The organism is Azospirillum oryzae (assembly GCF_008364795.1).
GTDB classification, from domain to species: Bacteria; Pseudomonadota; Alphaproteobacteria; order Azospirillales; family Azospirillaceae; genus Azospirillum; species Azospirillum oryzae.
In genome coordinates this window covers 854,322-873,010 of record NZ_VTTM01000001.1, presented here as the reverse complement: position 1 = coordinate 873,010, position 18,689 = coordinate 854,322, and the positions used below count along the sequence as shown (strand labels likewise).

Annotated in this window: 19 protein-coding genes; 12 read left to right on the top strand and 7 right to left on the bottom strand. The window is 67.3% G+C overall.

What is annotated here, in order from left to right; all coding sequences use genetic code 11:
• Nucleotides 1-61 precede the first annotated feature (61 nt).
• The 5 genes from FZ938_RS04205 to FZ938_RS04185 all read left to right on the top strand — a co-directional run bounded on the left by FZ938_RS04205 (nucleotide 62) and on the right by FZ938_RS04185 (nucleotide 3,026).
• Complete coding sequence (locus tag FZ938_RS04205) at nucleotides 62-394, top strand: nucleotidyltransferase domain-containing protein (protein ID WP_149197366.1); 333 nt, start codon at nucleotides 62-64, stop codon at nucleotides 392-394.
• Nucleotides 366-800, top strand: coding sequence for a HEPN domain-containing protein (locus FZ938_RS31495; RefSeq protein ID WP_149197365.1), 435 nt, complete (start codon nucleotides 366-368; stop codon nucleotides 798-800). The genes FZ938_RS04205 and FZ938_RS31495 overlap by 29 nt, the downstream gene beginning before the upstream one ends.
• Nucleotides 797-1,282: a thioesterase family protein gene (locus FZ938_RS04195; protein WP_149197364.1), complete on the top strand. Its 486-nt coding sequence runs from the start codon at nucleotides 797-799 to the stop codon at nucleotides 1,280-1,282. Before FZ938_RS31495 ends, FZ938_RS04195 begins: the two co-directional genes overlap by 4 nt.
• A gap of 58 nt (nucleotides 1,283-1,340) precedes the next feature.
• Entirely contained in the window at nucleotides 1,341-1,877 is a 537-nt protein-coding gene (locus tag FZ938_RS04190) for a pentapeptide repeat-containing protein (RefSeq protein ID WP_174757317.1), read from the top strand.
• Between the two features lie 120 nt (nucleotides 1,878-1,997).
• Nucleotides 1,998-3,026 carry a GGDEF domain-containing protein gene (locus FZ938_RS04185; RefSeq protein WP_149197363.1) on the top strand — a complete coding sequence of 343 codons (1,029 nt, stop codon included), beginning with the start codon at nucleotides 1,998-2,000 and terminating at the stop codon, nucleotides 3,024-3,026.
• A gap of 21 nt (nucleotides 3,027-3,047) precedes the next feature.
• Here the strand turns inward: FZ938_RS04185 and FZ938_RS04180 are convergent, their stop codons facing one another.
• The 3 genes from FZ938_RS04180 to FZ938_RS04170 form a co-directional block, all read right to left on the bottom strand.
• Nucleotides 3,048-4,139 (bottom strand): NAD(P)H-dependent flavin oxidoreductase, encoded by a 1,092-nt coding sequence (locus FZ938_RS04180; protein WP_149197362.1) that lies wholly within the window; start codon nucleotides 4,137-4,139, stop codon nucleotides 3,048-3,050.
• A gap of 112 nt (nucleotides 4,140-4,251) precedes the next feature.
• Nucleotides 4,252-5,874: an ABC-F family ATP-binding cassette domain-containing protein gene (locus FZ938_RS04175; protein ID WP_149197361.1), complete on the bottom strand. Its 1,623-nt coding sequence runs from the start codon at nucleotides 5,872-5,874 to the stop codon at nucleotides 4,252-4,254.
• A 106-nt stretch (nucleotides 5,875-5,980) separates the two neighbouring features.
• A complete protein-coding gene (locus tag FZ938_RS04170; RefSeq protein WP_149197360.1) occupies nucleotides 5,981-6,868 on the bottom strand; it encodes a LysR family transcriptional regulator in 888 nt (295 codons plus the stop codon).
• A gap of 119 nt (nucleotides 6,869-6,987) precedes the next feature.
• On the opposite strand from FZ938_RS04170, the gene FZ938_RS04165 reads away from it, so the two are divergent.
• Nucleotides 6,988-8,217 carry an MFS transporter gene (locus FZ938_RS04165; protein WP_149197359.1) on the top strand — a complete coding sequence of 410 codons (1,230 nt, stop codon included), beginning with the start codon at nucleotides 6,988-6,990 and terminating at the stop codon, nucleotides 8,215-8,217.
• Nucleotides 8,218-8,275: 58 nt separating this feature from the next.
• Here FZ938_RS04165 and cysC read toward each other — a convergent pair whose 3' ends face one another.
• From cysC to FZ938_RS04150, 3 genes are read right to left on the bottom strand one after another with little or no spacing between them, the layout of a single operon-like run.
• Entirely contained in the window at nucleotides 8,276-10,144 is a 1,869-nt protein-coding gene (gene cysC / locus FZ938_RS04160; protein WP_149197358.1) for an adenylyl-sulfate kinase, read from the bottom strand.
• A gap of 1 nt (nucleotide 10,145) precedes the next feature.
• Entirely contained in the window at nucleotides 10,146-10,943 is a 798-nt protein-coding gene (gene cysD, locus FZ938_RS04155; RefSeq protein ID WP_098740286.1) for a sulfate adenylyltransferase subunit CysD, read from the bottom strand.
• Entirely contained in the window at nucleotides 10,940-11,647 is a 708-nt protein-coding gene (locus FZ938_RS04150) for a phosphoadenylyl-sulfate reductase (RefSeq protein ID WP_149197690.1), read from the bottom strand. Before FZ938_RS04150 ends, cysD begins: the two co-directional genes overlap by 4 nt.
• Before the next feature lie 263 nt (nucleotides 11,648-11,910).
• On the opposite strand from FZ938_RS04150, the gene FZ938_RS04145 reads away from it, so the two are divergent.
• The 5 genes from FZ938_RS04145 (at nucleotide 11,911) to FZ938_RS04125 (ending at nucleotide 16,068) form a co-directional block, all read left to right on the top strand.
• Entirely contained in the window at nucleotides 11,911-12,468 is a 558-nt protein-coding gene (locus tag FZ938_RS04145) for a precorrin-2 dehydrogenase/sirohydrochlorin ferrochelatase family protein (RefSeq protein ID WP_149197357.1), read from the top strand.
• A 123-nt stretch (nucleotides 12,469-12,591) separates the two neighbouring features.
• Complete coding sequence (locus FZ938_RS04140; protein WP_174757315.1) at nucleotides 12,592-12,894, top strand: DUF2849 domain-containing protein; 303 nt, start codon at nucleotides 12,592-12,594, stop codon at nucleotides 12,892-12,894.
• A gap of 57 nt (nucleotides 12,895-12,951) precedes the next feature.
• Nucleotides 12,952-14,643, top strand: coding sequence for a nitrite/sulfite reductase (locus FZ938_RS04135; protein ID WP_149197355.1), 1,692 nt, complete (start codon nucleotides 12,952-12,954; stop codon nucleotides 14,641-14,643).
• Nucleotides 14,630-15,130, top strand: a complete 501-nt coding sequence (locus FZ938_RS04130) for a DUF934 domain-containing protein (protein WP_149197354.1) — start codon at nucleotides 14,630-14,632, stop codon at nucleotides 15,128-15,130. Before FZ938_RS04135 ends, FZ938_RS04130 begins: the two co-directional genes overlap by 14 nt.
• Nucleotides 15,131-15,366: 236 nt before the next feature.
• Nucleotides 15,367-16,068 (top strand): endonuclease/exonuclease/phosphatase family protein, encoded by a 702-nt coding sequence (locus FZ938_RS04125; protein WP_149197353.1) that lies wholly within the window; start codon nucleotides 15,367-15,369, stop codon nucleotides 16,066-16,068.
• A gap of 82 nt (nucleotides 16,069-16,150) precedes the next feature.
• Here the strand turns inward: FZ938_RS04125 and mepK are convergent, their stop codons facing one another.
• Nucleotides 16,151-16,783 (bottom strand): peptidoglycan L,D-endopeptidase MepK, encoded by a 633-nt coding sequence (gene mepK / locus FZ938_RS04120; RefSeq protein WP_149197689.1) that lies wholly within the window; start codon nucleotides 16,781-16,783, stop codon nucleotides 16,151-16,153.
• Nucleotides 16,784-17,377: 594 nt separating this feature from the next.
• On the opposite strand from mepK, the gene FZ938_RS04115 reads away from it, so the two are divergent.
• Complete coding sequence (locus FZ938_RS04115) at nucleotides 17,378-18,652, top strand: pentapeptide repeat-containing protein (protein WP_246798992.1); 1,275 nt, start codon at nucleotides 17,378-17,380, stop codon at nucleotides 18,650-18,652.
• Nucleotides 18,653-18,689: the final 37 nt, after the last annotated feature.

The window sequence follows — 18,689 nt, the reverse complement described above, 5'->3', positions numbered from 1 at the left end:
CTGTTTGAGCAATGATCCTCCGCCGCCCGTTCCGTGTTAGGATGGGCGACGGAGGATTTCCATGGGCACTGTCGACGCACGGAACGACGAAAAGCTGCAACTCCTGCTGGACCGCATCGTGCCGGCCCTGGAGCCGGAAGCCGTCTACCTGTTCGGCAGCCGGGCCCGCGGCGACTTCGACGAGGACAGCGATTACGACCTGCTGGTGATCGTCCCGGACGATGCGCCGAAGGAGCGGCGGTCGGCCGTGTTCGCCCATGCGGCCAAGTCCGGGACCGGTATTCCAGCAGATATCGTGCCATGCCGGCGTTCTTTTTTCGAAGCGAACAAGGATCAGGTCGGCACGCTGAGTTACAAGGCCACGCATGAAGGGGTGCGGGTCTATGGGGCTTAGGGTTGGGCCCGACGCATGGCTGGAATCGGCATCTGTCGACCTGCGTGCCGGCCGTGCTTGCCTGTCCGTCCCCAACCCCATCGTCACGGCTGCCACGTACCATTGTCAGCAGGCTGCGGAGAAGTTGGTCAAGGCGGTGTTGGTCTGGTTGAACCTGGACGTGCCCCGTTCCCACGATATCGATGCACTCGTCATGCGTATTCCGCGTGATCTGCCAATGCGACCAATCCTATCGACTCTCGGGCGCTTCACCGCCTTCGCCACTTTGTACCGATATCCAGGCGAAGCGGGCGACGTGTCCGATGAGCCGACTACCGCGGAGGTACTCGGGTGGTTGGATGAGATAGAATCGACGCTGCATAGCGTTTCTCTTTTCCTTTCAGCCGGTACCGGATCTCCTCCATGACCCCCACCACCCCCCTGACCCTGCACCGCGAGACCGTTCGCCCGGAGTGGATCGACTACAACGGGCACATGAACGTCGCCTATTACCTGCTGGCCTTCGACCACGCGACCGACGCCGTGCTCGACCGGTTCGGGATCGGCAAGGCCTATGTGGCGGCGGAGAACCGGTCGGTCTTCGTCGTCGATGCCCACCTGACCTACGCCCGCGAGGTGGCGGAGGGAACGCCGCTGCGCTTCGAGTCGCTGCTGCTCGGCGCCGATGCCAAGCGTCTGCACCTGTTCCACGAGATGCGGCATGCGGAGGAAGGCTGGCTGGCGGCGACGGCGGAGTTCATGCTGCTGCATGTCGACCTCGGCACCCGCAAGACCGGCCCGTTCCCGCCCGCCGTCGCCGCGGCGCTGGCCGAACAGGCGGCGGCCCATGCCGCCCGTCCCCGGCCGCCGCAGGCCGGACGGGCGGTGGCCCGGCTGGAGGGGCCATAGACCGGCCGATGGCGTCCGGGTGGTTGAGTTGACGGTTGCTGGCCCCATCTATCGAAGAATGAAGACCGCATCCGTCCAGCCGATCCGCCCCCGTCTCCGTTCCGGCATCCTCTTCGCCGCAGCCGCCGTCCTGGCCGTCCTTTCCGCCGGGCCGGCGCTGGCCGATTGCACGGAGGCGGCGAAGCCGAAGGTCAATTGGCGCCGCTGCTCGCTGGAGGGGCAGACGCTGAGCGGTGTCGACCTCAGCGGCGCCATGCTGCGCGATGCGACCTTTCAGCGTGCCACGCTGGGCGAGGCGAAGCTGACCGACGCCGACGGCTATCGCGCCAAGTTCATCAGCGCCACGGCCCCAGGCGCGGTGTTCGACAGGGCACGGCTGATCGAGGCGGACTTCACCCGCGCCGACCTGACCGGCGCCAGCTTCCGCGAGGCCGACCTGCGCAACGCCAAGATGGTGGGCGCATCGCTGGCGCGGGCCGACCTGACCGGTGCCAGATTGTCCGGCACCGACCTGCGCCATGCCGACCTGTCGGGCGCCCGCTGGACCGACGGCACGCACATCTGTGCGGAAAGCTCGGTCGGCCAGTGCAACTAATCGGATGATGTGCAATCAAACCGTTTGTATCATCTCATCGTGCCGCCAAAAACCTTCTTGCCGTAAGGGCTTGCGCCGCGTACCGTTCGAAACCGAATGATTTTTGAACGGACGGCAGTCGTGGCAACCGCGGAGGATTTCGAGCGTTCCAGCGGCCTCGCCGCAAAAGCCATGGAGCGGATGCTGTCCGACGGGCTGGCGCCCACCCCGGAAAATTTCACGCTGTGGTACGTCTATTTCAGCGGGAACAACCCCGATCTGACCCGCGCCGTCGATGTGGCGCGACGGGACGGGCTGGCCGTTTCGCAAACCCTGTGCGACGAGCTGTATAAGCGCTTCTTCGCCACCGATGCGGAAGCGCAGGCGATCCGCGAGACCTCCGACAAGGCGCGTTTCGCGCTGGGCCGCATCCTGGAACAGCTGGGCAATGTCGGGTCGGAGACGGAGCGCTACGGCAACGCCCTGTCCGGTTTCCGTGAAGAACTGGACCAGCCGCTCAGCTTGCCGGAACTGCGCGCCATGATCGCCGCCATCGCCGCGGAAACAAGGGAGATCGTCGACCGCCAGGCCGCCCTGCAGTCCCAGCTTCAGGAATCGAGCCAGCAGCTGGCGGAGATGCGGGTCAGCCTGGACAGCGCCAGGCGCGAGGCGCTGACCGACGGGCTGACCGGCATCGGCAACCGCAAGGCCTTCGACCAGATGCTGCAGGAGGCGATGGAGGCCTCCGTGCGCGACGAGCAGCCGCTGTCGCTGCTGATGGTCGACATCGACCATTTCAAGGCCTTCAACGACACCCACGGCCATCTGGTCGGCGACCATGTGCTGAAGCTGGTCGCCCGCATGCTGACCGAATGCATCAAGGGCCGCGACACGGCCACCCGCTATGGCGGCGAGGAGTTCGCGATCATCCTGCCGCGCACCAGCCTGGAAAACGCCATCAAGCTGGCGGAGCAGGTGCGGACCTTCGTCGGTGGCCGTCAGATCGTGAACAAGGCGCGCAACGCCAATTACGGCACCGTCGCCCTGTCGGTCGGCGTCGCCCAGTTCCGCCCCGGCGAACCGGCGATGACGCTGGTCCGCCGCGCCGATCAGGCGCTCTATGCCGCCAAGCGCGGCGGCCGCAACCGGGTGTCGGTCGAGGCCGGCTGAGCAGCCCCGCTCGACAGGCGGTCAGCCGGCCAGCCGCCGCCGTACCGCCTCGGTCCCGCGCAGCAGGTCGGCGACCAGTTCACCGGCCGGGCGCCGCCGTGCCAGCCCCAGCCCCTGGCCGGCCCACAGCGACAGGAACTCCGCCCGGCCGGCCTTGCCTGCGACGGTGCGCAGCGGCCGGGTCAGCGTGTTCTGCAAGGGAAAGGGCAATACCGCGTCGGGCGCGTCCGGGTCCTCCACCGCCTCCATGAAGCGGTTGACGATGCCGCGCGCCGGCCGGCCGGAGAAGGCGCGGGTGATGCGGGTCTGGTCCTCCCGCGCCGCCAGGATGGCGGCCTTGTGCGCCTCCGGAATGCCGGCCTCCTCGGTGGTCAGGAAGACGGTGCCCATCTGCACCGCCGTCGCACCCAACGCCAGCGCCGCCGCTATGCCGCGCCCGTCCATGATGCCGCCCGACGCGATCACCGGCACGCCCACCGCATCCGCCACCTGCGGCACCAGCGCCATCGTGCCGACCAGATTGGCCCCCCGATCCTCCCAGGCATCGCCCATGAAGCTGCCGCGATGCCCGCCCGCTTCTCCGCCCTGGGCGATCACCGCATCGACGCCGACCCGTTCGAGCGCCACCGCCTCCGCCACCGTGGTCGCGGTGCCCAGCACCCGTATGCCGCGCGCCTTGGCCGCGGCGACGCTGTCGGCCGGCGGCAGCCCGAAGGTGACGCTGTAGAAGGCCGCTCCGCTGTCCAGCAGGGCCGCCATCTGCCGGTCGAACGCATCGCCGGAGTAAGCGGGCTCCTCCGCCTCCGGCAACCCAAGCTCGGCGTGGAAGTCTGCCACGCGGGCCATCGCCTCGGCCATCATCGGCGCCGGTCCGGGTGCCGGCGTCGGCGCGAACAGGTTGATGCCGAAGGGCAGGGCGGTGCGGTCGCGGATGTCGCGCGCCCGCTCGGCGATCTGCGCCGGTGTGAGGTAGGCGGCGCCGACGAAGCCCAGCCCGCCGGCCTCGTTGACCGCCGCCACCAGCGCCGCCGTGTCGCCGCCCCCGGCCATCGGCGCCTGGATCACCGGCGACCGCAGCCCCAGCCGTTCTAGGGATTCCGTGTGAGAGGGCATGTCCGCCTCCGCTGTCTTGACAACGGAGGTGATGCTACGCCTCGTCGTCCTTCACGACCAATGACTTGTTCTGAAGGGGACGTTCACTTGGAGTGAAGGGAGAGCGCTGAACTTAACTCCGCAGCCCCGGCGCCTCCTGCCCGGTGCGCTCAACATATTCGGTGTAGCCGCCGCCATACTGGTGGATCCCCTCCGGCGTCAGTTCCAGCACGCGGTTGGACAATGCCGCCAGGAAATGGCGGTCGTGCGACACGAACAGCATCGTGCCCTCATAGGCCGCCAGCGCCTGGATCAGCATCTGCTTGGTGTCGAGGTCCAGGTGGTTGGTCGGCTCGTCCAGCACCAGGAAGTTGGGCGGGTTGAACAGCATGATCGCCATCACCAGACGGGCCTTCTCGCCACCCGACAGCACCCGGCACTTCTTCTCCACATCGTCGCCGGAGAAACCGAAGCAGCCGGCCAGCGCCCGCAGCGAGCCCTGGCTGGCCTGCGGGAAATGCGCCTCCAGCGATTCAAAGATGGTCTGGTCGCCGTCCAGCAGCTCCATCGCATGCTGCGAGAAATAGCCCATCTTGACGCTGCCGCCGACGGTGACGGTGCCGCTGTCCGGTTCGGTCGCGCCGGCGATCAGCTTCAGCAGGGTCGATTTGCCGGCGCCGTTGACGCCCATCACGCACCAGCGTTCCTTGCGGCGGATGGTCAGGTCCAGCCCCTCATAGATGGCGCGGCTGCCATAGCCCTTGTGGACATTCTTCAGAACCGCCACGTCGTCGCCGGAGCGCGGGGCCGGCGGGAAGTCGAAGGTCACCACCTGGCGGCGCTTGGGCGGCTCGAAGCGTTCGATCTTGTCCAGCTTCTTCACCCGGCTCTGCACCTGCGAGGCGTGCGAGGCGCGAGCCTTGAAGCGCTCGATGAACTTCAGCTCCTTCGCCAGCATCGCCTGCTGGCGTTCGAACTGCGCCTCCTGCTGCTTCTCCTTCAGCGCCCGCTGCTTCTCGTAGAAGCCGTAGTCGCCGGAATAGCTGGTCAGGGTTCCGCCGTCGATCTCGATGATCTTGGTGACGATGCGGTTCATGAACTCGCGGTCATGCGAGGTCATCAGCAGGGCGCCTTCGTAGCCCTTCAGGAAGCCTTCCAGCCAGATCAGGCTTTCGATGTCCAGATGGTTGCTGGGCTCGTCGAGCAGCATGGCGTCGGGGCGCATCAGCAGGATGCGGGCCAGCGCCACGCGCATCTTCCAGCCGCCCGAAAGCCCGCCGACGTCACCGTCCATCATCTCCTGGCTGAAGCTGAGGCCGGCCAGCACCTCGCGCGCCTTGCCCTCCAGCTCATAGCCGCCCAGCTCGTCAAAGCGGGCCTGCACCTCGCCGTAGCGTTCGATGATGGCGTCCATCTCGTCTGCGCGATCCGGATCGGCCATGGCGGCTTCCAACTCCGCCAGTTCGGCGGCGACGACACTGACCGGGCCGGCGCCGTCCATCACCTCCGCCACGGCGGAACGGCCGGACATCTCGCCGACATCCTGGTTGAAATAGCCGATGCTGACCTGCTTCTCGATGGCGACCTGACCGCCGTCCGGCTGCTCCTCGCCGGTGATCATGCGGAAAAGGGTCGTCTTGCCGGCACCATTCGGACCGACCAGCCCGATCTTCTCGCCGCGATTGAGCGCCGCGGAGGCCTCCAGGAACAGGATGCGGTGGCCGTTCTGCTTGCTGACGTTATCGAAGCGGATCATGGGGCGACAAGGGTCCTTGGAGGCATGGTGCTTGGGGGCGTGTAGGCGGCCCCTTATGCCACAGGATGTGCGCCGCGACAGAGTCCTGATCGCCACGACGGTCCCGCTACCGTCCGCTCTCCCGCGCCAAGTCGAGGAAGCCGGCGAGATAGTCCACCTCCTCCTCGCCGCGACGGATGCCCAGATGGATGCTCTTGCCGATGCCGTCGGCGCCCAGCCGCAGGGTACGCACGGGCAGGCCTTCGCCTTCCTCCCGTGCCAGCCAGTCCGGCAGGACGGTGACGCCGCGCCCGGCGGCGACCAGTTGCAGCATCAGCTCGGTTGTTTCCGCCGTCCGGTGACGGCGCGGCCGGCAATGGGCGGGCACCAGGAAGCGGGTGTAGATGTCCAGCCGTTCCAGGCTGACCGGCACGGTGATCAGTTCCTCATCCAGCAGGTCCCGCGGCTGCACCGCGCCACGCTCGGCCAGCGGATGCGCCTCATGTACGACCAGCACGAGTTCGTAATCGAAGACCGGGGCGAAGGTGACATCCGGCTGCTTCACCGGATCCGGGGTGATCAGCAGGTCGATCTCATTGTCCAGCAGCGCAGCGACTCCGTCATAGCGGAACGCAGTGCGCAGGTCGAAATCCACATCCGGCCAGCGAGCCAGATAGATGCCGGTCATCCGCATCAGCCAGCGTTCGCAGGGGTGGCATTCCATCCCCACGCGCAGGGTGCCGCGCCGGCCCGATGCGAAGTCGGCCAACACCCGTTCCGCATGGTCGAACTGCGGAAGCACCCGCTGTGCCAGCGCCAGAAGATGGCTCCCGGCCTGGGTGAAGCGCAGGCCTCGGCCCTTCTTCATCCAGATTTCGACACCATGGCGTTCTTCGAACTTGCGGATGGTATGGCTCAGCGCAGACTGGCTCAGGTTCAACCGGCCTGCAGCGGCGGTGACGCTGCCCGTCCTATCGACCTCGCGCAGGATCGCGAGGATCTGGCGATCGAGCATCCATGACTCCTGGTCATCAATCCATGAGGAGAAACCATTTCCGTTCATACTGCCGGGTCGCTACTCCTGCATCAATCCTTCCATGGCCGCCATCCGCCGCCCTATCGCCAAAGGATCCCATGTCGCAAGCCGAAGCCACCACCCGGACCGAAGCGGCCTCCGCGGTCCCCCAGGCGCATGAGTTTGGCAACATTGCCCGGCTGGTGATCGCCCAGGCGCTTGCCGGTGCCAACGCGATCGTCGTCTATGCGACCGGCGCCATCGTCGGCAACACGCTGGCCCCCAGCCCGGCGCTGGCGACCTTGCCGATCTCCATCTTCGTGGTCGGTATGGCGGTCTGCACCCTGCCGGCCGGGGCCATCGCCCGCCGCTTCGGCCGGCGAGCCGCCTTCCTGGCGGGGACCGGATGCGGCGTGCTGGTCGGGCTGCTGTCCTCGCTCGCCATCCTGTTCGGGTCGTTCTGGCTGTTCTGCGCGGCGATGATCCCCGGCGGGGCCTATGCCGCCGTGGTGCTCTCCTTCCGCTTCGCCGCCGCCGACTGCACCTCGGTGGAGCGCCGGCCGCGCGCCATGTCGGCGGTGATGGCGGGGGGCGTGGTCGCCGGGGTGGTCGGGCCGCAGTTGGTCACCCACACCATGAACCTGTGGCCGCCCCACCTGTTCGCCGCGACCTACATCGCACAGGCCGCCGTCGCGGCGCTGTCGGCGCTCGTCCTGATGGGCGTCCGTCTGCCCAAGCCGACCACGGCGGAGGTCGCCGGCGGCCGGCCGCTGGGCGCCATCCTGCGCCAGCCCCGTTTCATCACCGCGGTGATTTGCGGCGTGGTGTCCTACCTGCTGATGAACTTCCTGATGACCGCCGCCCCGCTGGCGATGCGGCTGTGCGGCCTGCCGCAGGAGTCGGCCAATCTGGGCCTGCAATGGCACGTCATCGCCATGTATGCCCCCAGCTTCTTCACCGGACGGCTGATCGGCCGTTTCGGCTCCCGGCGGATGGTCGCCGCCGGACTGGCGCTGATCGCCGCGGCCTCCGCCGTCGGGTTGGCGGGGCAGGACGTCGCCCATTTCTGGATCAGCCTGATCCTGCTGGGGGTGGGGTGGAACTTCGGCTTCCTCGGTGCCTCCGCCCTGGTGCTGGACTGCCACCGGCCGGAGGAGAAGACGCGGGTGCAGTCGCTGAACGACTTCCTCGTCTTCGGCACCATGGCCTTCGGCTCCTTCGCCTCGGGCAGCCTGCTGACGAGCTACGGTTGGGACGCCGTCCTGCGCATCTCCTTCGTGCCGCTCGCGCTGGCGACCGTGGCGCTGGTGGTGACGGCGCTGTATCGGTCGGAGCGGAAGGCGGCGTGAAAACACTTCGGGCGCGGTCTTTCCCCGCGCCCGAAGCCTCACGCCGTTACAGCCGACCTCAGATCACATAGGTCAGCTCTTTCTCCGACTTCAGGCTGTTCTTGCCCAAGGTCTCATCCACATAGTCCAGCAGCTGGGCCAGCGCCTCGCTGCGGCTCAGCGCGTCGGTGTCGATCACCAGTTCGGGCTGGTCCGGCGCCTCGTAGGGAGCCGAGATGCCGGTGAACTCGGCGATCTCGCCGGCCCGCGCCTTCTTGTAGAGGCCCTTGGGGTCGCGCTCCTCGCAGGTGGCGAGGTCGGCGGCGACATACACCTCGTGGAAGCGCTCGCCGCCGATCACCCGCGCCCGCGCCCGGTCGGACTTCAGCGGCGAGATCAGCGAGGCGATGACCACCATGCCGGCGTCGGCAAACAGCTTCGCCGTCTCGGCCACCCGGCGGATGTTCTCCGCCCGGTCGTCGGCGGAGAAGCCCAGCCCGGCGTTCAGGCCGTTGCGGACATTGTCGCCGTCCAGAACGAAGGTCTGCCAGCCGCGGTCGAACAGCGCGCGTTCCAGCGCCATCGCCAGCGTCGACTTGCCGGCACCCGACAGGCCGGTCAGCCAGACGATGCCGCCCTTGTGGCCGTTGGCCTGGGACCGCTCCTCCAGCGAGACGGTGTGCGACACCTCGGTGATGTTGGCCGCCGCGGCGTCCTCGATCTCCACCACCAGGCAGCCGCCGACCACGTCGTTGCCGTCGATCAGCGCGCCGCGCCCCGTGCGCGGCAGGTCCGACGCCAGATCCAGCGCGATCGGCGAGCGGGAGCGCAGGACGACCTCCGCCACCTCGTTGCGGCGGACCGCCTTGCCGGGAGTGCTGGACAGATCCTCCACATTGATGACCGCCGTCACCTGCTCCACCGTCACCCGGTGCTCAGCCGTCGCGATCTTCAGCGTGTAGGTCTTCCCAACCACCAGCGGGTCCGACACCAGCCAGAACAGCCGCACGCTCAGCCGGTGGGCCAGCGTCGGGGCATCGGCCTGATGGTGGGCGATGTGGCCGCGTTCGGCGAAGATGCGCTTGTCCAGCGTGATGCCGATGCTCTGCCCGGCCTGGGCCGACAGCACCGCCTCGGGATGGTTCCACGCCTCGATGCTGACCACCTTGGCGCTGGCACCCGTCGGCGAGAAGTGCAGGGTATCGCCGACGCGCAGCCGTCCGCTCTCGATGCGGCCGGCCAGGATGCGGCGGTCGTCCGGCTTGTAGACGTCCTGCAGCGGGAAGCGCAGCGGCTGGTCCGGCGAGGTCTGCTGCGGACGGAAGGCGTCCAACTGCTCGATCACCGTCGGCCCCAGATACCAGTCCGACTGCTCGCTGCGCGTGACGATGTTGTCGCCGTTGCGGGCGGAAACCGGGATCACCGCCTTGGGCTGCAGCCCCAGTTCGGCCAGATAGTCCTTGATCTCCTGCGCGACCACCTCGTAGCGGCGGCTGGAGAATTCGACCTTGTCCATCTTGTTGACGACGACCGCGACCTGACGCACGCCCAGCAGGTGCAGCAGGAAGGCGTGGCGGCGCGACTGTTCCAGCGCGCCCTCGTCGGCGTCGATCACCAGCAGCGCGGCGTCGGCCTGGGAGGCGCCGGTCACCATGTTCTTCAGGAACTCGGTGTGGCCCGGCGCGTCGATGATGACGTAGGGGCGCTGCTTGGTCTTGAAGTGGATCTGCGTGGTGTCGATGGTGATGCCCTGGTCACGCTCGGCCTGGAGCGCGTCCATGACGAAGGCCCATTCGAACGGCATGCCGCGCTTGCGGCTCATCTCGCGGACCTGCTCCACCTTGCCGTCGGGCAGGCTGCCGGTGTCGTTCAGCAGGCGGCCGATCAGCGTGGACTTGCCATGGTCGACATGGCCGACGATGACGATGCGAAGTTGAGAATGCGGCATCTTACATGTACCCCACGCTGCGCAGGCGCTCGAAGCTGTCTTCGGATTCGTTGTCCATCGCGCGGCCGGCGCGTTCCGGCACGCGGGTCACCTGAAGCTCGGCGATGATCTCGTCGATGGTCGACGCGGTGCTGTCGACCGGGAAGGTGATGTTCTTCTCGCCCAGCGAGCGATAGCGCTTGCCGTCACGGGCGAAGTACAGCGGGACGATGGGAATCCCCTCGCGCTGCGAATAGCGCCAGATGTCCAGCTCGGTCCAGGCCAGCAGCGGATGGATGCGGACATGGACGCCTTCGGGGAAGCGCGTCTTGTAATGGTCCCAGAACTCCGCCGGCTGGTCCTTCACGTCCCAGTCGCCTTCCAGCGAGCGCGGCGAGAACACGCGCTCCTTGGCGCGGGTCGCCTGCTCGTCGCGGCGGATGCCGACCATCACGCCCTGATAGGCATGGTCGCGCAGCAGGTTCTTCAGACCTTCCGTCTTGCGCGCGGCGGCGCGGGTCAGCGGCGGCAGGGTCTGGTCCATCTCCTCCTCGGGCGGGCACTGCTCCACCTTCAGGTCGAGGTCCCATTCCTTGGTGATGCGGTCGCGGAACTCGTAGACCTCCGGCAGCTCCATGGCGGTGTCGAGCTGCACGACGGGGAAGGGGATGCGGCCGAAGAACGCCTTGCGGCAGAGCCAGAGCAGAGCGTTGCTGTCCTTGCCGATCGACCAGAGCATCGCCAGCTTGTCGATGCGGTTGTAGGCCTCGCGCAGAATATAGATGCTCTGGTTTTCGAGCTGGTCGAGATCGGCGCTCATCGGGCGATTCCAATCATGGTGGTGTGTATGCCGCATTCGGTCTTGGCGCTGCCGGCCCAACGGCCGGAGCGCGGGTCGGCACCGGGCGCCACTCGCTCGGTGCAGGTGTAACAGCCGATCGACAGGAACCCGTCGGCCTCCAGCGGGTGGCGCGGCAGGTCGCGCCGGGTGAACTCTTCCTCCAGCCGGTCCTTGTCCCAGTTGGCCAGCGGGTTGACCTTCACGCGGCCCCCCTCCGCCTCGAACAGGGGCAGGGCGGCGCGGGTCGCCGACTGGAAGCGCTTACGCCCCGTGACCCAGGCCTCCAGCCCGGCGGTCGCCAGCGCGCGGTCCAGCGGCACCGTCTTGCGCAGATGGCAGCAGGCGTCATAGTCGCGGTTGAACAGCAGGCCGTCCTTGTCGCCGGCGGCGAGGTCGTCGGCGGTCGGCCCGATCTCCCGCACGTCACGCAGACCAAGCTGCTTCACCAGCTGGTCGCGGTAGCGCAGGGTCTCGCCGAACAGCTTGCCGGTATTCACAAACAGAACCGGGAAATCCGGCGTCGCCTCGGCGGCCAGCGCCAGAAGCACCGCGGATTCGGCGCCGAAGGACGACAGCAGCGCGATCCGCCCGCCGAACACCTCATGCATGGCGGCCAGCAGGGACGCGCCTTCCAGCGTGCCGTAGCGGTCGGTCAGATGCTTCACCCGTGTTTCCGCGTCCATCATCGGCTGCCTTTCGCGGTGGCTCGTTAAATCTACTATTGAGGTAGGTAATGCGTTTGTGTTTGCACATTATCACCGGCGGAAAACCCGTGCAACGTAAATACATTCTCTACTTGTTTAATAGGCTTGTGCTTTGCTGCAATCGCTTGTGTGAAATATGTTGATTGTCGTGTGGCGGCTGGGCTAAATACCGCCATGCACAGCATCACCCTGATAGGCGGCGCGATCCGCCGCTCCATTCCGTCCAATCCGGCGGGGCTGCGATGATTCCGCTGGCGCTCGACCCGGCGCGGGTGGTGATCGCGCTGGCCGGCAACGGCCCGCTCGCGGTGCGCCGCCTGACCCAGCTGCGTGAGGGAGGGGCGGACCCGCAGGTCTTTTCACCGGAGCCGGATGGGGAATTCGCCGCACTTGCCGGCGACCGTTTGGTGCGCGCCTTGCCCGATGCCGCCGATTTGGACAAGGTCGGCGTGCTGTATGTCATGGGGCTGGGGACGGAGGCCGAGACTGCACTGGCGGAGCTGGCGCGTCAGCGTCGCGTGCTGGTGAATGTCGAGGACGTCATCCCCTTGTGTGATTTTCACTCGCCCTCCGTGGTGCGGCGTGGCGATCTGGTGATGACGGTCTCCACCGGCGGCCGCAGCCCGACTCTCGCCAGCCTGCTGCGCCAGCGGCTGGAGGCGCTGTTCCCGGAGGAGTGGGCGGAGCGTCTGCGCACCATCGCAGACCTTCGCAACCGTCGCCGGGCGGAGGGGGCGTCGATGTCGGATGTCGCCCGCGAGACCCGCGAACTGATCGACCGGGAGGGATGGCTGCCATGATGGCCGCTATCCCGCCGAATTCACTGCCGGACCTTCACCGGTTCGGGTAAGACACCACCGCTTTAGAGAACGACCAGCCAGGAGAGCCAGATGTCGGCCAAGGATCGATCGAAGGAAGGGTCGATGAAAGCCATCACCGCCAACCGCCTGCGCGACGGGGAAGTCGTGTTTCTGGGCGAGGGCGGCCGGTGGGTCGAATCCTTCGCCGAGGCCGCGCTGTTCCCGCGCGCCGAGGCCGACGACGTGCTGGCCCCCGCCAAGGAGAAGGCGGAGCGCGAGCAGTTCGCCGTCGACATCTACACCTTCGAGGTGGTGGAGCAGGATGGCGTCCCGGTCCCGGCGACGATGCGCGAGCGCATCCGCACCGCCGGCCCGACCGTCCGCCTGGATCTGGGCAAGCAATCTCTTGGCAAGCAGGCCGCCTGAGTTAACGCCAGATTTAATAAACGCTGGCCGTTCCGGCGGCCCTGAGGGCTTATCGACATGAACCACATCGCGCCCGGCGCCCGTGCCGGCATCTATCATTACGACGAGATCGACCGGCAGTTCGTCGCCGAGCGCGTCGAGCAGTTCCGCAAACAGGTCGACCGCCGCCTGTCGGGCGAGCTGACGGAGGAGGAGTTCAAGCCGATCCGGCTGATGAACGGCCTCTATCTCCAACTCCACGCCTACATGCTGCGCATCGCCGTGCCCTATGGCGTGATGTCCGCCACCCAGCTGCGCAAGCTGTCGGCCATTGGGCGCAAGTACGACCGCGGCTATGGCCATTTCACCACCCGCCAGAACCTGCAATACAACTGGATCAAGCTGGAGGACACCCCGGCGATCCTGCATGAGCTGGCCGAGGTGGACATGCACGCGCTGCAGACCAGCGGCAACTGCGTGCGCAACGTCACCACCGACCCGTTCGTCGGCGCCGCCAGGGATGAAGTCGTGGACGGCCGCGTCTATGCCGAGATCCTGCGGCAGTGGACGACGATGCACCCCGAGTTCACCTATCTGCCGCGCAAGTTCAAGATCGCCATCTCCGGCGCCGAGAGCGACCGCGCGGCGGTCCGCATCCACGACGTCGGCCTGCTGGCGCGCCGCAACGACAAAGGCGAGCCGGGCTTCTCCTTCTATGTCGGCGGCGGTCTCGGCCGCTCGCCCTTCGTCGGCAAGCTGGTGCGCGAATGGGTGGCCCAGGAGGATTTCGTCGCCTACCTGGAAGCCATCCTGCGCGTCTACAACCAGTATGGCCGCCGCGACAACATCTATAAGGCGCGCATCAAGATCCTGGTCCACGAGCTGGGGCTGGAGAAGTTCACCCAGGAGGTCGAGGAGGAGTTCGCGCGGCTGCGCGGCCCCAAATACCGCCTGGACCCGGAGATCGTCGACGGGATCCGCCAGCACTTCGCCCCGCCGCCCTTCGAGGAACTGCCCGACCATTCGGAAGCGCTGGAGCGCGCCCGTGCGTCCAACCCGGCCTTCGCCAACTGGCTGGCGGTCAATGTCGCGGAACACAAGGCGCCGGGTTATGCCATCGCCACCATCTCGTTGAAGCCGGCCGGTGGCATCCCCGGCGACGCCACCTGCGACCAGATGGACCTCGTCGCCGATCTGGCCGAGCGCTACAGCTTCGGCGAACTGCGCGTCACCCATGTCCAGAACCTCGTCCTCGCCCATGTGAAGAAGGATGAGCTGTACGATCTGTGGAAGCAGCTGGACGCCGCCGGTCTCGGCAGCGCCAATGCCGGGCTGATCGGCGACATCATCGCCTGCCCGGGGCTGGATTACTGCGCGCTGGCCAATGCCCGCTCGATCCCGCTGGCGCAGGCGATCTCGGCCCGCTTCGCCGATCCGGTTCGCCAGCGCACCATCGGCGAGCTGGGCATCAAGATCAGCGGCTGCATCAACGCCTGCGGCCATCACCATGTCGGCGCCATCGGCATCCTCGGCGTCGACAAGAAGGGCACCGAGTATTACCAGATCACCGTGGGCGGCGACCCGACGCTGACCACTGCCATCGGCGACATCCTCGGCCCGGCGGTGACGGAGACTGAAGCGGTGGACGCCATCGAGGCGATCGTCGACGTCTATCTCGCCAACCGGTCGGACGAGAGCGAGCGCTTCATCGACACCCTCGCCCGCGTCGGCCATGCCCCGTTCAAGGAGAGAATCTATGCCGCTGATTGAGAATGGGCGCATCGGCGAGGACGCCTGGAGCTTCATTCCCGACGGGGAGCCGGTCCCCAACGACCGCCCGGTCATCATCAGCTTCGAGCGCTGGCAGGCGGAGCGTGACAGCTTCGAGGGCCGCAACGCCCGGCTGGGCGTGCGGCTGAAGAGCGGCACGCTGGCGGGCGCCATCGCCGCCGACCTCGACCGCTTCTCGCTGGTGGCGGTGGAGTTCCCGAAGTTCCGCGATGGCCGCGGCTTCTCCACCGCGCGCGAGCTGCGGGAGCGCTACGGCTACACCGGCGAGATCCGCGCGGTCGGCCATGTCATCCCCGACCAGTATCTCTATCTGGTCCGCACCGGTTTCAGCTCGGTCGAGGCGCCGGAAGGCACAAATCCGGAGAGCTGGGCCAATGCGCTGACCGAAGTCACCATCGCCTTCCAGCCCAGCCTGGACGACACCGCGCCGCTGTCCCTGCTGCGCCGCAAGCTGAAGGTGGGGTAGGGCGGTCCTGCATAGGGACGCCTGCAAGGCGCCGTCTCCCGGGACGGCGCCTTTTTCATGTCCGGCCGACAGCGAACGGATTTCCGCAATGCGTGAGGTCTGGTGAGGCTTGTCGCGTTTGCGTTGCTCCGATTGTGCCGATACCCTCAAAACCGTGCATGGCTCGATGGTCCGCGCCGGTCCCGCAAGCGGCCGACGGCGAACGGAGCCGGGAACAGGGAAGACAGAGGGGCTTCATGGATATCGCGTTCTGGAACATTCAGCGCGCCTCGTCCTGGGGTACGTCGGACGCCGCCGCCCGTTACGGCCTGATGGCCGCCTGGGTCGACGAGATGGCGACGCGTTTCGACCTCATCGTTCTGGCGGAGGTGACGCAGAACGGTCCGGCGCTGGTGAAGGAGATGAAATCGACCAACATGTGGTGCCAGTTCGTGCCGGTGGCCAACAAGAAGGGCGGCGTCAGCCCCTGTTCCTTCATGGTCCTGTCAAAGGGCGTGAAGGTGGAGGCCATGGCGGTCGGCGACGGCAAGCGCCCGCTGATCTTCATCGATACCGGCGACATCCTTGTCGGCGCCTGCCACACCATCGCCACGCAGGGAGAGCCGTCCAAGGAGGAGATCCTGGACATGCTGGCCCATCTCGGCGGCACCGCCTCCACCCACAAGCGCAAGGGGGCCATCCTGCTGGGCGACATGAACTATGCCATCGATAAATGGAGTGTGTTCGATTCGGCCTACACCAAAGGCTGGACCCTCCGCGCACCCTGCAAGGCTTCGAACGCGGCGCAGGCGCTGTCGAAAACCCATCGGCTGGGGCGTGTGATCGATTATGCCTGGCTCGCCGGCATCGACGGCTCTGCCCGCGCGGCATCGGCGACCCATGACTGGACGGACTGGGACGTCATCGACCACACGCCGATCGGATTCCGCGTCGCCTGATCCAAGACGGGGAGCCTGAAACGTCGAAGGCCCCGGATGGGTGTCCGGGGCCTTCGACGTGGATCGCCATGTCGATACGCGCTCACCAATGGCGCAGCGGCCCGACGTCGACATGGACGAAGTTGCTGTCGGGGTAATAGCCGACACCGCCGCCGCGCAGGCTCAGCGCGGCCCGCTGCAGCTGGCGCGTCGGCATGTTCGGCACCCGCAGGTCGATGGCCATGCCGCGCATGTGGAAGCTGTTCTGGGCGACGCCGCTGTGGTCGGCCTCGCGCAGCAACGCGTTGGTCTCCGGTGAGCGGTAGCCGGACACGATCTCGATGGGGCCGCGGCGGCCGATCTTGCGGCTCAGCGCATGGACCAGATCCAGCAGCTTCGGGTCGATGGCGTGCACCGAGTTGTTGCGGTGGTCGCGCAGCAGATGGTTGACCGCCCGCATGGCGTCGCGCACATAACGGCCCTTCGACCAGTATTCGGCGTGGAGCTTCTCGCCGGTGTGCAGGTTCACCAGGGTCAGCACCCGCGGCGGGGCGCGCAGGGAGGCGGCCTCCGCCTCTTCGCCGGTGAACAGGGTTCCCCCGGCCGTGGCTGCCGCCGCCAGTCCCAGGCCGGCGCGCAGAAGATGGCGGCGATCGAGATGACGGCGTTCGGTGGCGTGGCTCTCGCCAGCGCTCGGGCGTGCGGTCGTGATCGACCGGGCGTCCGCATCCTTCATCATTCTTCCTTCATATCCCGTTTTTCCGCTCCGGCACCCCGGGATCCGTCCTCTGGAGCCCATCGTTCCGGTTACGGCCAAAGTCACACCCCGGCTAAGGTCAAGGCGCGCTGCGGTGCGTTATTCCGAAAGGTGGGACACTTTTAGGATGCCCGTGGCCTTTTCTGTCAAGAAACCATTGCTTAACCGATGCGGGTTTTTCGGTGACTCCAGGGTTTCCGCCTGCTCGGCCGTCGGTGGCCCCAGCAGCCGAGTCGAAGCTGTTCGCGACTCGTTCGCAGGTGGTTCGATTACAGAACCGTAACGTGCGCGACTCGGGGCAATTGCCGTATCATCACCGGCAGAAACAGGGACGGGCCTATGGCCGCACCTATGGCCAAGCGTCTGTTTTCCATATTCATCCCGCCGGACCCTGCCGCCGCATCGGCGGGGAGCCATAGCGGCGGGCAGCCGAAACGCATCCCCCGAAAGGGGGTGCGCAAAAGGGGGATTCATTCAGCCTTCGGTAAGGAATGAATCGCATGATTGTCGCGATGTAACCAATTTCACGGCGACAACTTGTCCGTGCCAACCACCACACCGACCGCCTCAACCGTGTCGTTCTTCCGGCCCGACCAACTGGCCGAGGTGCTGGACAGGCACGCCCGCTGGATCAAGGGCCAGCCGGGCGGTGCCCGTGCCAACCTCGCCATGGCCGACCTGGAGGGTGCGGACCTGTCGCAGCGTGACCTGCGCGGCGCACGTCTGGTCGGTGCCCGGCTGGCGCGCGGGCGGTTGAACGGCACCAATCTGGCCGGGGCCGACCTGTTCGGCGTCGATCTGCGCGATGCGGACATCAGCCGCGCCAACCTGATGCAGACCGATCTGCGCGGCGCGCGGCTGCGCGCGGCCGATTTCTCCAACGCTAACCTGAAGGGCGCCGACCTGCGCGCCGGCACGCTGGAGCCGGGCGGAACCGCGCGGCGCGGTGCCGGGCCCGATGCGCAGGACGCCGAAAGCGCCCGCCAGATCCACAAGGCGGCCCTGGCCCGCCTGCAGAACGGCCTGACGGTGGAAGGCGGCATTCCCACCGACCTGACCGGCGCGGTGCTGCGCGGCGCCAACCTGGCGGACGCCGACCTCAGCGGCGCGATGCTGCAGAACGCCGACCTGTCGGGGGCGGTGCTGAACGGGGCGGACCTGACGGGGGCGCGGCTGAACGGCGCCAACCTGTCGGGCGCGGCGCTGGACGGCACCCGCTTCGACAAGGCCGACATGGTCGGCACGCGGATGGCCGACTGCGACCTGTCCTCCACCCGGATCGCCACCGCGCAGATGACCCGCCCCATCGACAGCATGGGGTCGGAGATCCAGCGCGCCATCTTCGACCATGAACGCTGGATCGACAGCTTCGGCCAGCGCGGCCAGAGGGCCGATCTCGACGGCACCGACCTCAGCCGCGCCGATCTGCGCAACGTCAACCTCAGCGCCGCAAGCTTGCGCGGGGCGAACCTGTCGGCGGCGGCGCTGACCGGCGCGCGGCTGATGATGACCGACCTGTCCGGTGCCAACCTGGAGGGCGCCAACCTGATGGGCGCCGACCTGTCGGGCGCCAACCTCAGCTATGCCGTGCTGACCGGCGCCGACCTGACGCGGGTGCGGCTGGGTCCGGCGGCGATCAAGGATCCTTCGGGCCGCCCCACCGGCCGCTCCTGGGCCGCCAACCTGATGGGGGCGGACCTGCGCGGCGCCCTGATGGTCGGCACCTGTCTGGTGCAGGCCAACCTGTCCGACGCGAACCTCGACAGCGCCGAGATGGACGGCGCCGACCTTGCCGGCGCCAAGCTGCAGCGCGCGATGCTTCCCGGACGCCCGCCCCGCCGGGGGTGAGGCAAAGCCCTAAGGCAACCTGCCCTTACGGCAGCCT

Coding starts and splice junctions, on each gene's coding strand:
- FZ938_RS04205 (WP_149197366.1), top strand. CDS start 62: ATGGGCACTGTCGACGCACGGAACGACGAAAAGCTGCAACTCCTGCTG.
- FZ938_RS31495 (WP_149197365.1), top strand. CDS start 366: ATGAAGGGGTGCGGGTCTATGGGGCTTAGGGTTGGGCCCGACGCATGG.
- FZ938_RS04195 (WP_149197364.1), top strand. CDS start 797: ATGACCCCCACCACCCCCCTGACCCTGCACCGCGAGACCGTTCGCCCG.
- FZ938_RS04190 (WP_174757317.1), top strand. CDS start 1,341: ATGAAGACCGCATCCGTCCAGCCGATCCGCCCCCGTCTCCGTTCCGGC.
- FZ938_RS04180 (WP_149197362.1), bottom strand. CDS start 4,139: ATGCCCTCTCACACGGAATCCCTAGAACGGCTGGGGCTGCGGTCGCCG.
- FZ938_RS04175 (WP_149197361.1), bottom strand. CDS start 5,874: ATGATCCGCTTCGATAACGTCAGCAAGCAGAACGGCCACCGCATCCTG.
- FZ938_RS04170 (WP_149197360.1), bottom strand. CDS start 6,868: ATGCTCGATCGCCAGATCCTCGCGATCCTGCGCGAGGTCGATAGGACG.
- FZ938_RS04165 (WP_149197359.1), top strand. CDS start 6,988: ATGTCGCAAGCCGAAGCCACCACCCGGACCGAAGCGGCCTCCGCGGTC.
- cysC (WP_149197358.1), bottom strand. CDS start 10,144: ATGCCGCATTCTCAACTTCGCATCGTCATCGTCGGCCATGTCGACCAT.
- cysD (WP_098740286.1), bottom strand. CDS start 10,943: ATGAGCGCCGATCTCGACCAGCTCGAAAACCAGAGCATCTATATTCTG.
- FZ938_RS04150 (WP_149197690.1), bottom strand. CDS start 11,647: ATGGACGCGGAAACACGGGTGAAGCATCTGACCGACCGCTACGGCACG.
- FZ938_RS04145 (WP_149197357.1), top strand. CDS start 11,911: ATGATTCCGCTGGCGCTCGACCCGGCGCGGGTGGTGATCGCGCTGGCC.
- FZ938_RS04140 (WP_174757315.1), top strand. CDS start 12,592: ATGAAAGCCATCACCGCCAACCGCCTGCGCGACGGGGAAGTCGTGTTT.
- FZ938_RS04135 (WP_149197355.1), top strand. CDS start 12,952: ATGAACCACATCGCGCCCGGCGCCCGTGCCGGCATCTATCATTACGAC.
- FZ938_RS04130 (WP_149197354.1), top strand. CDS start 14,630: ATGCCGCTGATTGAGAATGGGCGCATCGGCGAGGACGCCTGGAGCTTC.
- FZ938_RS04125 (WP_149197353.1), top strand. CDS start 15,367: ATGGATATCGCGTTCTGGAACATTCAGCGCGCCTCGTCCTGGGGTACG.
- mepK (WP_149197689.1), bottom strand. CDS start 16,783: ATGAAGGATGCGGACGCCCGGTCGATCACGACCGCACGCCCGAGCGCT.